The sequence below is a fragment of the Streptomyces sp. 8N616 genome, assembly GCF_052246385.1.
Lineage (GTDB): Bacteria > Actinomycetota > Actinomycetes > Streptomycetales > Streptomycetaceae > Streptomyces.
Window position 1 is genome coordinate 1 of record NZ_JBQQBY010000003.1, and the last position, 14,424, is coordinate 14,424.

Consider the following 14,424-nt stretch of genomic DNA (forward strand, 5'->3'; position numbering starts at 1 on the left):
CTTCAAAGGAACCTCGCCCCAGACCATCACGGCCCGGAGACGGGGTATCAACATATCTGGCGTTGACTTTTGGCACGCTGTTGAGTTCTCAAGGAACGGACGCTTCCTTCGAAACCACAGTACTTCGATTAACCGCAGTACCGGTTTCTCCGGGCGCTTCCCTTCGGTGTTTCCAACTCTACCAGATTCTCATCCCGGTCTTTTCCGACCCGAATTTTTCTGATGGCCGTTGGAAGGCCATGACGCGCCCCAGCAGAAAGTTCTGTCCGTCTGAAGCGCAGTGGATTCTAGCTCCTGCGGTTGAGCCTGTCCAGCTCCCCGCAACCGTTCGAATCTACCTCCCCAGTCTACCCATGTCAACAGGCTCCCGGGGCGAAGAGGACAGTACCAGCTCACTGCCGCCCGACGCACATCAGGCCGCCGTCGGGAGCTCGGCGCTGCGGTCCGCTGCCTCCACGTCCCCAGTCTCCCCCGTACGAGCCGCGCAGCGGCCGACCACGTACACGTACACAAGGAAGGCCGCCTCGGCCGTGACGCCGATGGCGATGCGGGCCCATGGGGGCAGCCCGGACGGGGTCACGAAGCCTTCGAGGGCGCCCGATACGAAGAGCACCACGGCCAGCCCGATGGCCATGCCGATCGCGGCCCGCCCCTCCTCGGCGAGGGCGGAGCGCCGGGAGCGCGGACCCGGGTCGATGACGGTCCAGCCGAGCCGGAGTCCGGTGCCTGCGGCGACGAAGACCGCGGTGAGCTCCAGCAGGCCATGCGGCAGGATCAGGCCGAGGAAGGTGTCGAGGCGGCCTGCAGCGGACATCAGGCCGAGTCCGACCCCGAGGTTGAGCATGTTCTGGAAGAGCACCCAGAGCACGGGGATGCCGAGGAAGGCACCGAGGACCAGGCAGGTCGCGGCGACCTGGGCATTGTTGGTCCAGACCTGGGCGGCAAAGGATGCCGCGGCGTTGCTCGAGTAGTACGTCTCGTACTCGCCGCCCGGGCGGGTGAGCTCGCGTAGTTCCTCGGGGGCGGCGATGGTGGCCTGCACCTCGGGGTGCGTCCCGATCCACCAGCCGATCAGGACCGCGAGCACCGTCGAGACGACTGCCGTCGAAACCCACCACCACCGTGTTCGATAAAGCGCGGCCGGGAACCCCGCGGCAAGGAAGTGGGTGGCGTCGCGCCAGCTTGCTTTGCGGGCCCCGGTGACGGCGCTGCGCGCGCGGGCGACAAGCTGGGTGAGGCGGCCCGTGAGCTGCGGGTCCGGGGCACTGGACTGGATCAGGGACAGGTGGGTGGCGGTGCGCTGGTACAGGGCCACGAGCTCGTCGGCTTCCGCGCCGTTAAGGCGCCGCTGGCGGCGCAGCAGCGCTTCCAGGCGGTCCCACTCGGCTCGGTGGGCGGCGACGAAGACGTCGAGGTCCATAGGGCGCTGCTCCTCAGGGTCCGGATGCCGACTCAGCTTGGCAGACGGGCACAGGTGGGCGGCAGACTGGTCGTACGGGCGTACGGTCCGTACGGGTCAGGGGTGTGGGTAGGACCCGGGGAGAGGGAGGACACCGCACGTGAGCGAGTTGGTGACCGGTGAGGCGGTCGTTCTGGGGCTGCGGCCCGCGAAGCTGCCGAGCCGCGCCCTGGCGGTCTTCATCGATCTGGTCATCGTCTTCGCCGTCTACATAGCGGTGTCGGCAGGGCTGGTCGCCGCCACGGCGTCGCTCGACAGGGCGGCACGCGCTGCGGTGGCTGTGGCGACGTTCGTACTGGTACTGGTCGGGGGCCCGATCGCGGTCGAGACGCTCAGCCACGGGCGTTCGCTCGGGAAAACGGCATGCGGGCTGCGCGTGGTGCGGGACGACGGGGGGCCGATCCGCTTCCGGCACGCTCTGGTGCGCGGCGCCATGGGGATGGTCGAGATCCTGATGACGTTCGGCGTCGTCGCGGTGATCGCCTCACTGGTGTCGGCACGCGGGCGGAGGCTGGGGGACGTCTTCGCGGGGACTCTGGTCGTACGGGAGCGAATACCGGTGCCCCATGCGGTCCGGATGCCTCCTCCGCCGCCTTGGCTGGGCGGCCAGTTCGGGAGGCTCGACCTGTCCCGGGTGCCTGACGGGCTGTGGCTGGCGGTGCGGCAGTACCTGACGCGGATGGGGCAGCTCGATCCGCAGGTGAGCTGGAATCTGGCCCAGCGGCTTGCGGGCGACGTGGCGGCGTTCACGGGGGCTCCGGTACCGGTCGGGGTGCCGCCTGCGGTCTATCTGGCGGGGGTCGCGGGCGAGCGGCAGGCGCGGGATGCGCACCGGGCGTTCGGCGGTGTGCACCGGAACGGGGCTGGGGCGGGCGGCAGTGCATGGACGGCGAACGCCGGCGCCTGGGCTGCCGCCGGTACGTGGGGTGCCGCCGGTACGTGGGGTACCGCCGGTGCCTGGGCTGCGCCCACTGAGCCCGCTCCGACCGGGCAATCCGTACGGACGGCGCCTCCCGTTGTGGGTTCCACGCTGAGTTCCGTAGGTCCCGGGGGCGATTCCGGGGTCAATTCCGGCGTGCATCCCGCTGGTCCGGGCGGTGTCGAGGTCGCACGGTCCGAGCCTGTCGACGAGGTGTCGGCGACGGCGGCAACAGCGGCGGCGCGGACGGGGTTCGTACCGCCCGCGTAAGTCGCATTGCGGCCGTCCGCGTGTGAGTCGTCGAGCTGCGCGGCCGGCGTCGCGGCGGGCCGTTCTCACCGGGCCGGCGCTCAGGTGAAGACGGACGGCGGGGATTCGAGCTCTTCGAGTTCGATGCCGGGGGCGGCGAGGACCACGTCTCCGGCGATGTGGACGGCGTGCCGTTCGCCTGTGTCCAGCTCGGTGACCTGGTATTCGTCCACGGTGAGCGGGCCGCTGTCAGTGGCGTGTGCTTCGCTTTTCAGCAGGGCCCAGGACTGGTCGAGCGTTCGGGGGGCGAGTACGGGCTCGGTGAAGGCGACGAGGCGGACGCGGGTGGCGGGGGCGCCGGGGGTGAGGCGCAGCAGCCGGGCCGTGGCGACGAGGAAAGCGGGGGATGCACCGGTGAAAGCGTGGGCTCGGACTTGGCCTTCCGTGGCGTGCTCGCCGGTGGGGTCGGTGCGGACCCAGGTGACGCCCTCGAGGGCCGCTCCGCGGACCTGCCAGCCACCGGCGTGGAGTTCGAGGCGGACAGGGCGGCCGAGTTCGTCGGTGGTGAGGTCGACGGAGCCGGTGACTGTGCTTTCCCGGGGAGCGCCGTTGTCCCGGGGAGCACCGCCGGATCCTGGGCCAGTGGGAGCGGTGATCTGGGAGACGTAGCGCCATCCGGAGGTGCCGGTGGCGCAGTGGAAGTGCTCTTCTCCGAGGGGGGTGTGGTCGTGTGTGTCGTGGCGGGAGTAGCGGCCGCGGGGCATGGTGGGGTCCTTGAGGGGCCGGGCCCCCGCCGGCGGCGGGGGCCCGGTCTCATCGGCTGGAGGCTGTTGTGCCGTCTGCTTTTGGCAGCGCTCCTGGTAGCGCCTTCAGTGGCGCACTGGGCAGCGCTCTTAGTAGCGGTAGTGGTCCGGCTTGTACGGGCCCTCCACCGGGACGCCGATGTAGGCCGCCTGTTCCGGGCGGAGCGTGGTCAGCTTGACGCCGAGCGCGTCCAGGTGCAGCCGGGCGACCTTCTCGTCCAGGTGCTTGGGCAGCACGTAGACGCCGATCGGGTAGGACTGCGGCTTGGTGAAGAGCTCGATCTGCGCGATCGTCTGGTTCGCGAAGGAGTTGGACATCACGAACGACGGGTGACCGGTGGCGTTGCCGAGGTTCAGCAGGCGGCCCTCGGACAGCACGATGATCTTCTTGCCGTCGGGGAAGGTCCAGGTGTGGACCTGGGGCTTGACCTCGTCCTTGACGATCCCGGGGATCTTCGCGAGGCCGGCCATGTCGATCTCGTTGTCGAAGTGGCCGATGTTCCCCACGATCGCCTGGTGCTTCATCTTGGCCATGTCGGAGGCCATGATGATGTCCTTGTTGCCGGTCGTGGTGATGAAGATGTCGGCGGTCTCGACCACGTCGTCGAGGGTCGCGACCTGGTAGCCGTCCATGGCGGCCTGCAGGGCGCAGATCGGGTCGATCTCGGTGATGATCACGCGGGCGCCCTGGCCGCGGAGCGACTCGGCGCAGCCCTTGCCCACGTCGCCGTAGCCGAAGACGACCGCGGTCTTGCCGCCGATGAGGACGTCGGTGGCGCGGTTGATGCCGTCGATCAGCGAGTGGCGGCAGCCGTACTTGTTGTCGAACTTCGACTTGGTCACGGCGTCGTTGACGTTGATCGCCGGGAAGAGCAGCGAGCCCGCCTGCTGCATCTCGTAGAGGCGGTGGACGCCGGTGGTGGTCTCCTCGGTGACACCGCGGATCTCGGACGAGAGCTGGGTCCACTTCTGCGGGTTCTCGCCGAGGGTGCGGGTCAGCAGCTGCAGGATGATGCGGTACTCGTCGTTGTCGGCGGAGGCGGGGTCCGGGACGGCCCCGGCCTTCTCGAACTCCACGCCCTGGTGGACCAGAAGCGTGGCGTCACCGCCGTCGTCCAGGATCATGTTCGGACCGCCGGTGGCGGCGTCCGGCCAGGTCAGCGCCTGCTCCGTGCACCACCAGTACTCCTCCAGCGTCTCGCCCTTCCAGGCGAAGACCGGGATGCCCTGGGGGTTCTCCGGGGTGCCGTTCGGGCCGACGGCGACGGCGGCCGCGGCGTGGTCCTGGGTGGAGAAGATGTTGCAGGAGGCCCAACGCACCTTGGCGCCGAGCGCGACGAGGGTCTCGATGAGCACGGCGGTCTGCACGGTCATGTGCAGGGAGCCGGTGATACGGGCGCCCGCCAGGGGCTGGGCGGCTGCGTACTCCTCGCGGATCGCCATCAGACCGGGCATCTCGTGCTCGGCGAGGTTGATCTCCTTGCGGCCGTAAGCGGCGAGGGACAAGTCGGCGACCTTGAAGTCCTGACCGGTGGCGGCTGTCGTCATACGGGCTGCTCCTCGTGGATTCCAGCGAGAGGTGGACACGGCTCGTCTGCGGCAGTGGGGACACGGGTCCCCCGGCCGCAGCGCAGTCCGTCGGAGGCCCTCTCTCCCTCGGCCGACCCGCAGCGCGGACCGCCCGACCGCCATCAGCAGCGACGTCTGTCTGGTGACGAATCTACACCGATCGGCCCGGCGGGCCCCAGCCGGGACCCCCGGGCCCCGCAAGGCTTTCGGCCACATCGGGGTCTCGGGGCGGCGGTCCCAGGTTTGATCCCGTCCGCAGGTATTGCAGGATGCGGGCCCCGCGAGAACACTTGCACGATCTCGCGTGCGCACAGCTGTAAGGAGAACCACGTGACCAGTCCGGCTGATCCCCCCAGGGCTGCGGGGACGAGAGGGCAGGGGCTGAAACTGCTCGCAGTGACCGCCTGCCCCACCGGCATCGCCCACACCTATATGGCCGCAGAGAAGCTGGCTCAGGCCGCGGAATCGCTCGGCCACCACATGAAGGTGGAGACACAAGGCTCGATCGGGGCCGAGAATGTCTTGTCTGACAACGATGTCAAAAACGCGGACGGCATCATCATCGCGGCCGACAAGGACGTCGACCGCAGCCGCTTCGTCGGCAAGAGGGTGCTCGTGGTCGGTGTCGCCGAGGGCATCCACCACCCCGAGCAACTGATCGAGCAGGTGCAGAACGCGCCCGTGTACCGGGGCGGCGGGGGCGGTGCGTCCGCCGGAGCCGCGGCGGCCACCGGCGGCGGCAAGCAGCGCAGCACCACGTACAAGGCGCTGATGAACGGCGTCTCGTACATGATTCCGTTCGTCGTGGTCGGCGGTCTGCTGATCGCGGTGTCCCTGGCGCTCGGCGGCGACCCGCAGGCGGACGGCGGCCTGGTCATCCCGGACGGCTCGTTCTGGAAGCACGTCAACGACATCGGCGTCATCGGCTTCACGCTGATGATCCCGGTCCTCTCGGGCTATATCGCGTACGCGATCGGCGACCGGCCCGCGCTCGTACCGGGCATGATCGGCGGCTGGATCGCCAACACCGGAGCGCTGTACGACTCCGAGGCGGGCGCCGGCTTCATCGGCGCCATCGTCACCGGCTTCCTCGCCGGCTACATCGTCCTGTGGATCAAGAAGGTCAAGGTACCGAAGTTCGTCCAGCCGATCATGCCCATCATCGTGATCCCGATCGTCGCGACGACCTCGCTGGCCCTGTTCTTCGTCTACGTCATCGGCAAGCCGATCTCATGGGTCTTCGAGCACCTCACCAGCTGGCTCGGCGGCCTGACCGGGACCAGCGCGGCGCTGCTCGGCATCATCCTCGGCCTCATGATCGCGTTCGACATGGGCGGTCCGGTCAACAAGACGGCGTTCCTCTTCGGCGCGGGCCTGGTCTCGAAGAACCCGGAGATCATGGGCATGTGCGCGGCGGCCATTCCGGTGCCGCCGCTCGGCCAGGGCATCGCCACGCTCATCCGCCGCAAGTTCTTCACCGAGCAGGAGCGGGAGACGGGCCTGGCGGCACTCTTCATGGGCTTCTTCGGCATTACGGAGGGCGCGATTCCGTTCGCCGCGGCGCGGCCGGCTCGGGTTATTCCGGCGAACATGCTCGGCGGCGCCGCGGCCGGTGCCGTGGCGGGTCTCGCGGCGGTCGCGGACAGCGTGCCGCACGGCGGGCCGATCGTGGCGGTGCTGGGTGCGGTCGACGGGGTTCCGATGTTCTTCGTCGCCGTCGCCATCGGCTCGGCCGTGACCGCGCTGACGACCGTGACGCTCATGACGCTCGGCACGAGCGCCATCGGCGCGGAGGAGGCGGCGCCCGGCGGGCCGACGCTCGCGGCGCCGGAGCCGGTGCTCGCCGGAGTGGGCGTGGGCGGGGCCGTCGGTACCGGGGGCGGGGCCGTGGCGACGGTCGTCACGCCCGCACCGGCTCGTACGGCTGCGGCTGCGGTTCCGGCCACGGCTGCAGCCACCGGTACGGCCACTGCAGACGCGGCAGCAGCTGAAGGAGCCGACCCCGGGGAAGCTGCCGCTGACGAGACGCCAGTCCTGTCCGGGCATCTCACCGCGCAGACCGTGAAGGAGCAGCTCGCCGCGGACACCAAGGACGCCGCGATCCGGGAGCTGGCCGGGCTGCTGGCCGCAACCGGCAAGGTCGCGGACGTCGAGGCCCTCGTACGGGCGGCGTTCGCCCGCGAGAAGCAGGGCACCACCGGGCTCGGCGAGGAGATCGCCATCCCGCACGCCAAGACGGACGCCGTGACGGCCCCCGTCGTCGGCTTCGCGCGCTCCGCCGACGGCATCGAGTGGGGTTCGCTGGACGGCACGCAGGCCAAGCTCATCTTCATGATCGCGGTGCCCGAGGCCGCGGCGGGCGACGAGCATCTGCGGATCCTCGCGCTGCTGTCCCGGAAGCTGATGGACACAGGCTTCCGGGAGCGGCTGACGGCTGCCGAGGGGAAGCCGGAGATTCTGCGGATTCTGGGCGAGATCCGGTAGGCCCCGACGGTTGGTACAGCCCGCAACGGGCGAAGCGAAGGCCCCCGCATCGCGCGGGGCCTTCGCTTCATGGGTGCGAGTTACGGGTGCGGGCCCGCGGTCGGTCCGCAGGTGCGGGCCGGTGGTCGGGCTGTGCCCACCCGTTCCGCCCTGCGGAACGACTGCCCACACCCGCCGCTCAGGTCTTCGCCGGGTCCTGGCCCGCCGCCGCGGTGGCCTCGTCGTAGATGTCCGGCTCGAGGTAGATCACGCGGGCGATCGGAACCGCCGCACGGATGCGGTCCTCTGCCGCGTTGATCGCCGCCGCGACCTCGGCCGCGGTGTTCTCGTGCCGCAGCTCGACCTTGGCGGCGACGAGCAGCTCCTCCGGGCCGAGGTGCTGCGTGCGCATGTGGATGAGCCGGGTCACCGTCTCGCCGTCGACGACCGCCTCGCGGATCTTCTCGTCGGTCTCGGGCCCTGCCGCCTCGCCGAGCAGCAGCGACTTGGTCTCGGCCGCGAGCACGAGCGCGATCAGGATGAGCAGAATGCCGATGAAGAGGGTGCCGATGCCGTCCCAGACCCCGTTGCCCGTGGCGATGGCGACGCTGACACCGACGAGCGCCAGGACGAGGCCGACGAGCGCTCCGAGGTCCTCCAGCAGCACGACCGGCAGCTCGGGCGCCTTGGCACGGCGTACGAACTGGGGCCACGACTGCCTGCCGCGCAGCTCGTTCGACTCCTTGATGGCCGTACGGAAGGAGAAGGCCTCGGCGATGATCGCGAAGACGAGAACGCCGATCGGCCAGTACCAGTCCTCGATCTCGTGCGGGTGCTTGATCTTCTCGTAGCCCTCGTAGATGGCGAACATGCCGCCGACCGAGAAGAGCACGATCGAGACGAGGAAGGCGTAGATATACCGCTCGCGGCCGTAGCCGAAGGGGTGCTCGGGGGTCGCCTCGCGCTTGGCCTTCTTGCCGCCGAGCAGCAGCAGTGCCTGGTTGCCCGAGTCCGCGATCGAGTGCACGCCCTCGGCCAGCATCGACGACGAGCCACTGAAGGCGAAGGCCACGAACTTCGCTGCGGCGATGGCCAGGTTGGCGCCCAGCGCCGCGACGATCGCCTTGGTTCCGCCTGATGCACTCATGAGTGCCGAGTGTCCCTTCCGTCGGCCCGACCCGGGAGCTTTGCTGCCCCTTTACTGAGCGGACATTCTTGCAGCCCCGCCAGTGGCCGTCGCGCCGGGCCCGGCCCCGCCCGCTCCCCGGGCCCGCGAGCCCGGCTCAGACCACCACCGTCGCGCGGAAGAGCGTGCCCCGACCGCTGAGCACGATTTCCTCGCCCGCCGGGACGAAGGCCGACTCGCCCTGCCCGAGGCTCAGTTCCTTCGTTCCCTTCGTTCCCTTCATGGCATTCATGGCATTCGTGGCCGCCGGGTCTCCCGTCTCCCCCGTGCCGCCGGAGCGCAGCATGGCCGTCCCCGCCGTGCAGAGCAGGATCTGCGGGGCGCCGGACGTGAGCCGGCGCGGCTCGCCGCCCTCGGCCAGGACGTACCGCGACAGCCGGAACTCGTCGATCGGGGTCTCGTACGTCTCCTCGCCGTCGACGGCCTCGGGGCGCAGCACGCCCGGCGCGGTGGGCTCGAAGCGCACGATGCGCAGCAGTTCGGGTACGTCGATGTGCTTGGGGGTGAGGCCGCAGCGCAGCACGTTGTCGGAGTTGGCCATGATCTCGACGCCGAGGCCGCTGAGGTAGGCGTGCGGGACGCCGGCGCCGAGGAAGAGGGCCTCGCCCGGCTGCAGCCGTACGTAGTTGAGGAGCATGGCCGCGATCACGCCCGGGTCGCCGGGGTAGTGGCGGGCGATCGAGGCGTAGGCGGCGTACGCGTCCCGGTGCGGCCCTTCGACGGCGGCGAGCCGTTCGGCGGCCGCGGAGGCCTGGGCCACGGTCTCGGCCATGGCGGTCTTCTCGGCGGAGAGGACAGCGGTGAGGACCTCGCGCAGCGCGTCCGTCTCCGGGTGGGCGTGCAGGAGGTCGACGTACGGCTTGAGGGAGTCCACGTCCAGGCCCGCGAGCAGGTCGGCCGCCTCCGTCTCGGGCCGGAAGCCGCACAGCCCGTCGAAGGGCGTGAGCGCGCAGATCAATTCGGGCTTGTGGTTGGCGTCCTTGTAGTTGCGGTGCGCGGCGTCGGCGGGGACGCCGCGGTGCTCCTCGTCGGCGTAGCCCGCCTTGGCCTGCGCGAGGTCGGGGTGCACCTGGAGAGAGAGCGGGGAGTCGGCCGCGAGGACCTTGAACAGGAACGGAAGCCGGGGTCCGAAGCGGCGGACCGCGGCCTCGCCGAGAACGCCTTCGGGGTCGGCCGCGATCACCTCGGAGAGCGCCACGGGTCCCTTGGCGCGCTCGACCCGCGAAGGTGCCCCGGGGTGCGCGCCCATCCACAGCTCGGCCTGCGGCTCACCGGTCGGCTCGGTGCCGAGCAGCTGCGGAATGGCGGTGGTGGAGCCCCAGGCGTAGGGGCGCACGGTGTTGGCGAGGCGGTCCATGCGGTGCGGTTCCTGACTGTGCGTACGAGAGGGGGCCGGGGTACGAAGGGTGCCCCGGGTACGGGGGGCGCCCCCGGGCACGGGAGGTGCCCTGGCGGCGTGCGGTCGCGCCGCGCTACGGCCGGCGGCTGCGACTGCTCATGATCTCTCTCCCGAGGCGAGCGCCAGGTAAACGGCGGCGAAATCCGTGATGGCGAGCAGTTCAGCGGCGGATTCCAGCACACCGCCACCGGACGGCTCCAGCTCGCTGATCGCGGTGTCGTGGCTGAGGGCCAGCTCGCGGGCGGCGGGTGTAGGCGAGTGGTTGCCCAGCAGGGGCTGATCGCGCAGCAGGACCACGCGCGCGTGCAGCGGCTGGGCCTCCTCGACGCGGTCCCGGAAGAAGTCGTCGGGGTCGGCCCCGGCTGCGAAGGCCCCGGCGAGCAGCGTGCCGTGGGCGGTCAGAGCGTCGGGCAGCTCCGCGGCGAGCGCCGGGCGGCCCGCCACGGCCGCCAGGGCGCGCGCGAAGTGCCGTCCCACGGCGCCCGCGAGCGCACCTTCGCTCCAGAGGAGCGGGAGGGTGTCCGCGAGTTCGGCCGCGAGGGTCTTCGCCGGATTGCTGTAGGTGGCGATGGCGGGCCCGCAGCGCTCGGCGGTCCGGTCCAGGCGGTCGGCGACCGACTGGATGGCGGGCTGTGCGGCGGGGAACAGGCCGATCCGGTCGATGAGCACGAGCAGCGGCGTGAGCAGGGCCCACAGCGTCCCCGGCGGTTCGGTGTCCGGCGCGGAGCGCAGGCCGGTCGCCGGGAGCGGCTGGTCCTCGGGCACCTCCTCGTACGACGTGGGGGCCAGGGGCACCACCAGACCGTGCCGGCCGCCGGCCTCGTCGGTGAGCGGGGAGCGGGGCGGGGTCACGGTCACGACGGCGCAGCCGCGCCGGTACGCCTGCTCGACGAGCGCGGAGAGGCCGGGTTCTGTGCCGTCCGTGGTGATGACCAGCAGCAGGTCGAGCGGGCCGACCCAGCCGGGCAGTGTCCACAGCAGCGCGCCGGGGGCGGCGAGCGCGCCCGTCGGGCGGATCAGGCTGACGGGGGCGTTGCCGCCCGCGAGGGCGGACAGCAGGTCGGCGATGCAGCCGGTGGTCGGTCCTGAACCGGCGATGTGCAGGGCGCGGGGACGGCCGTCGGGCTTGAGGTCGGCGAGCCCCGACTCGGCGGCGGCGCGGACAGCCGTACGCACCCGGGCCCCGGACTCGGCGACGCCGCGCAGGAGGCCTCGGTTGTCTGCGCGGGCCAGCGCCTCGGGGGCGTCGAGCAACGACTCGTCGAGCATCGTGGGGAGCCTCCGATCGCCGGTGTGGGGCGGTGGTTTCCGGGGTTTCCGGGCGCGGCGTCCGTACTCGGACCGGCTCTCAGGCCGGGCGTCGGGCCTCGTCGACGAGCAGGACCGGGATGCCGTCGCGGATGGGGTAGGCCAGGCCGCAGCCGGCTCCCGTGCACACCAGCTCGCCGGCGGCGGAGTCTGCCGCGGAGTCTGCGGAGGTCTCGCGGAGGGGGGCGTGGCACGCCGGGCAGGCGAGGATCTCCAGGAGACCGGCTTCGAGCGGCATGGGGGATTTCCCTTCGGGTGAGCCCCTCCTGCCCGGAGGCTGGGGGAAGGAGTGTTCGGCCTGGCCAGCGTACCGCCGGGCCGCGCCGCGAGCGCGGGGCGGCCGGGCGGTAAACCTTGCCGGGCACCACTGGTACGGGCGTCGGGCGAGAGGTCCTTACGGACGTCAGGCGCGGACGATGGCGAGGACCTCGTCGCGGACCTTCTCGACGGTGGCCGCGTCCCGCGCTTCGGCGTTCAGGCGCAGCAGCGGCTCGGTGTTGGAGGGGCGGAGGTTGAACCACCAGTCGGCGGTGGAGACCGTGAGCCCGTCCAGCTCGTCGAGCTCGACGCCCGGCCGCCCCTCGTACGCCGCCTTGACGGCAGCGGCCCGGCCCGCCTGGTCGTCGACCGTGCTGTTGATCTCGCCGGAGGAGGCGTAGCGGTCGTACTGCGCCACCAGCGCGGACAGCGGGCCCTCCTGGCCGCCGAGCGCGGCGAGCACGTGCAGCGCGGCCAGCATGCCCGTGTCGGCGTTCCAGAAGTCGCGGAAGTAGTAGTGCGCGGAGTGCTCGCCACCGAAGATCGCGCCGGTGCGGGCCATCTCCGCCTTGATGAAGGAGTGCCCGACGCGCGTACGGACGGGGGTGCCGCCGTGCTCCTTGACGACCTCGGGGACGGACCAGGAGGTGATGCAGTTGTGGATCACCGTGCCGCTGCCGTGCTTGTCCAGCTCGCGGGCGGCGACCAGGGCCGTGATCGCGGAGGGGCTCACCGGGTCGCCGTTCTCGTCCACGACGAAGCAGCGGTCGGCGTCGCCGTCGAAGGCGATGCCGATGTCGGCGCCGGTCTCGCGGACCTTGGCCTGGAGGTCGGTGATGTTCTTCGGGTCGAGGGGGTTGGCCTCGTGGTTGGGGAAGGTGCCGTCCAGCTCGAAGTACATCGGCACGAGATCGACGGGCAGCCCGTCGAAGACGGTGGGGACGGTGTGGCCGCCCATGCCGTTGCCCGCGTCCACGACGACCTTGAGGGGGCGGACGGCGGTGAGGTCGACGAGCGAGCGGAGGTGGGCGGCGTAGTCGGCGAGGACGTCCCGCTGGGTGATCGCGCCCGGGGTTTCCGCGGGCTCCGGCGCCCCGGACCCGGCCCACCCTTCGACGAGGGAGCGGATCTCGGCGAGCCCGGTGTCCTGGCCCACGGGGGCGGCGCCGGCCCGGCACATCTTGATCCCGTTGTACTGCGCGGGGTTGTGGCTGGCGGTGAACATCGCGCCGGGCAGGCCGAGTTGACCGCTCGCGAAGTACAGCTCGTCGGTGGAGCACAGGCCGATCTCGGTCACGTCCACGCCACGGGCGGCCGCGCCGCGGGCGAAGGCCCGGGAGAGGCCGGGCGAGGACGGCCGCATGTCATGGCCGACGACGATCGCGGTCGCGCCGGTCACCTGCGCGAACGCGGCGCCGAAGAGCTCGGCGAGCGACTCGTCCCACTGGTCCGGAACCACGCCGCGTACGTCGTAAGCCTTTACGATCTGCGACAAGTCGGGCACGGTGCACGCCTCCTGGAGTTCTGTTGTTCCCCGGTGTGTTCCCCCAGGAAGCACAGTACTCGCAGGGGGTTACGGGCCGGTTCAGGACTCGGGCGAGCGCAGGACGCGGAGGTGGCCTCGGCGGGCGACCTCCATCGGGTCGGCCTCCCGGCCGCCCATGCCGACGCCCCCGCCGCCGGCCGCGCCCGCGGCGCGCTCCTGCGGGCGGGCGGCTTCCCGTACGGCGTTGGCGAGCGCCTCGAGGTCGTCGCCGGTGGGGCGGGCGGGGCCCGAGTCGACGGCGAGGCGTACGACGTCCCAGCCGCGGGGGGCGGTCAGCCGGTCGGAGTGCTCGGCGCACAGGTCGTAGCAGTGCGGTTCTGCGTAGGTGGCGAGCGGTCCGAGGACGGCGGTCGAGTCGGCGTAGACGTACGTCAGTGTCGCAACGGCAGGGCGTCCGCAGGCGGTGCGCGAACAGCGACGTACAGGGCTCACGACGTTGGACGGTACCGCACTCTTGAGCGGGCCGCGACGACTCTCCACGAGCTCACTCCGCCGTGTCGTTCCGGCCTCCATACCCGCCCTGACCTGCGGACAACCGAGCTGACCTGCGGGGAGGCGGGGACCCCGGAATGACGCCGACGATGAATGCGGTCACCACTCGATCCAAATAGTGTCATTCGTCTCGAGATCGGCGGTCTCAAGACCGAACAGATTCGGGCGCAACTATGGCTGGAATGCTCATCTCCCGACATGACGCGGGGTGCCCGGCCTGGGCATCCAGCGCCTGGGCGGACAGCTACCCTCAGAGGTGATGGACAGCCGCGTACCTCCCCGCCCGCCCGAGCCGCGACCACGACGGCGTGACCGTCACGGACGCGGCATGCGTGGACCGGTCGCCCCGCCTCAGGTGCCTCTTGCGGCCAGCCGGGCGGAGGCCTTCATCGATCTTGTGCACGACTCCGTCGACCGGCTGGAGCGGCGCTGGCCGCAGCTGTCGGACGTGGAGTTCACGGTGCGCGAGGTGCCGCCCCCGGACGGCTCCGATCAGGACGGCGGGAGCTCCTGGGACGACGGGACGGTGCCGCTCGGCCGGCTGGTCACCGCGGGCGGGAGGCGGCCCGCGCGGATCGTGATCTACCGGCGGCCCGTCGAGATCCGCACCAAGAGCAGGGACGAGCGCGCGCTGCTCATCCACGAGGTCGTGGTCGAGCAGGTCGCCGAACTGCTGGGCCTGGCGCCCGAGTCCGTCGATCCGCGGTACGGGCAGGACTGACCGGCTGGATCGGACCGGATCCGGCCGAATCCGGGGGGTGGGTCGGAGCCGG

At 71.1% G+C, this 14,424-nt stretch carries 12 protein-coding genes; 3 read left to right on the forward strand and 9 right to left on the reverse strand.

Features of this window, described 5'->3' with window-relative positions; all coding sequences use genetic code 11:
• Positions 1-412: 412 nt before the first annotated feature.
• Positions 413-1,420 (reverse strand): stage II sporulation protein M, encoded by a 1,008-nt coding sequence (locus tag ACTWQC_RS03170; RefSeq protein WP_443313942.1) that lies wholly within the window; start codon positions 1,418-1,420, stop codon positions 413-415.
• Positions 1,421-1,559: 139 nt separating this feature from the next.
• On the opposite strand from ACTWQC_RS03170, the gene ACTWQC_RS03175 reads away from it, so the two are divergent.
• The gene (locus ACTWQC_RS03175) at positions 1,560-2,648 is read left to right on the forward strand and encodes an RDD family protein (RefSeq protein WP_443313943.1); all 1,089 of its coding nucleotides are present in this window, start codon (positions 1,560-1,562) and stop codon (positions 2,646-2,648) included.
• An 80-nt stretch (positions 2,649-2,728) separates the two neighbouring features.
• Here ACTWQC_RS03175 and ACTWQC_RS03180 read toward each other — a convergent pair whose 3' ends face one another.
• Both ACTWQC_RS03180 and ahcY read right to left on the reverse strand, forming a co-directional pair.
• Positions 2,729-3,391 (reverse strand): hypothetical protein, encoded by a 663-nt coding sequence (locus ACTWQC_RS03180; RefSeq protein ID WP_443313944.1) that lies wholly within the window; start codon positions 3,389-3,391, stop codon positions 2,729-2,731.
• A gap of 129 nt (positions 3,392-3,520) precedes the next feature.
• Entirely contained in the window at positions 3,521-4,978 is a 1,458-nt protein-coding gene (gene ahcY / locus ACTWQC_RS03185; RefSeq protein WP_443313945.1) for an adenosylhomocysteinase, read from the reverse strand.
• Between the two features lie 351 nt (positions 4,979-5,329).
• On the opposite strand from ahcY, the gene ACTWQC_RS03190 reads away from it, so the two are divergent.
• Positions 5,330-7,483 carry a fructose-specific PTS transporter subunit EIIC gene (locus tag ACTWQC_RS03190; protein ID WP_443313946.1) on the forward strand — a complete coding sequence of 718 codons (2,154 nt, stop codon included), beginning with the start codon at positions 5,330-5,332 and terminating at the stop codon, positions 7,481-7,483.
• A 178-nt stretch (positions 7,484-7,661) separates the two neighbouring features.
• Here ACTWQC_RS03190 and ACTWQC_RS03195 read toward each other — a convergent pair whose 3' ends face one another.
• The 6 genes from ACTWQC_RS03195 to ACTWQC_RS03220 all read right to left on the reverse strand — a co-directional run bounded on the left by ACTWQC_RS03195 (position 7,662) and on the right by ACTWQC_RS03220 (position 13,639).
• Positions 7,662-8,609, reverse strand: coding sequence for a cation diffusion facilitator family transporter (locus ACTWQC_RS03195; protein WP_443313947.1), 948 nt, complete (start codon positions 8,607-8,609; stop codon positions 7,662-7,664).
• 136 nt (positions 8,610-8,745) lie between these two features.
• Complete coding sequence (manA, locus tag ACTWQC_RS03200; RefSeq protein ID WP_443313948.1) at positions 8,746-10,005, reverse strand: mannose-6-phosphate isomerase, class I; 1,260 nt, start codon at positions 10,003-10,005, stop codon at positions 8,746-8,748.
• Positions 10,006-10,143: 138 nt separating this feature from the next.
• Positions 10,144-11,316 (reverse strand): SIS domain-containing protein, encoded by a 1,173-nt coding sequence (locus ACTWQC_RS03205; RefSeq protein ID WP_443313949.1) that lies wholly within the window; start codon positions 11,314-11,316, stop codon positions 10,144-10,146.
• A 79-nt stretch (positions 11,317-11,395) separates the two neighbouring features.
• On the reverse strand, positions 11,396-11,593 hold the full coding sequence (locus ACTWQC_RS03210; protein WP_443313950.1) for a Trm112 family protein: 198 nt from the start codon (positions 11,591-11,593) through the stop codon (positions 11,396-11,398).
• Between the two features lie 165 nt (positions 11,594-11,758).
• Entirely contained in the window at positions 11,759-13,117 is a 1,359-nt protein-coding gene (locus ACTWQC_RS03215) for a phosphomannomutase/phosphoglucomutase (protein ID WP_443313951.1), read from the reverse strand.
• A gap of 81 nt (positions 13,118-13,198) precedes the next feature.
• Positions 13,199-13,639 (reverse strand): DUF3499 domain-containing protein, encoded by a 441-nt coding sequence (locus tag ACTWQC_RS03220; protein ID WP_443313952.1) that lies wholly within the window; start codon positions 13,637-13,639, stop codon positions 13,199-13,201.
• Positions 13,640-13,910: 271 nt separating this feature from the next.
• On the opposite strand from ACTWQC_RS03220, the gene ACTWQC_RS03225 reads away from it, so the two are divergent.
• Positions 13,911-14,372, forward strand: coding sequence for a metallopeptidase family protein (locus ACTWQC_RS03225; RefSeq protein ID WP_443313953.1), 462 nt, complete (start codon positions 13,911-13,913; stop codon positions 14,370-14,372).
• Positions 14,373-14,424: the final 52 nt, after the last annotated feature.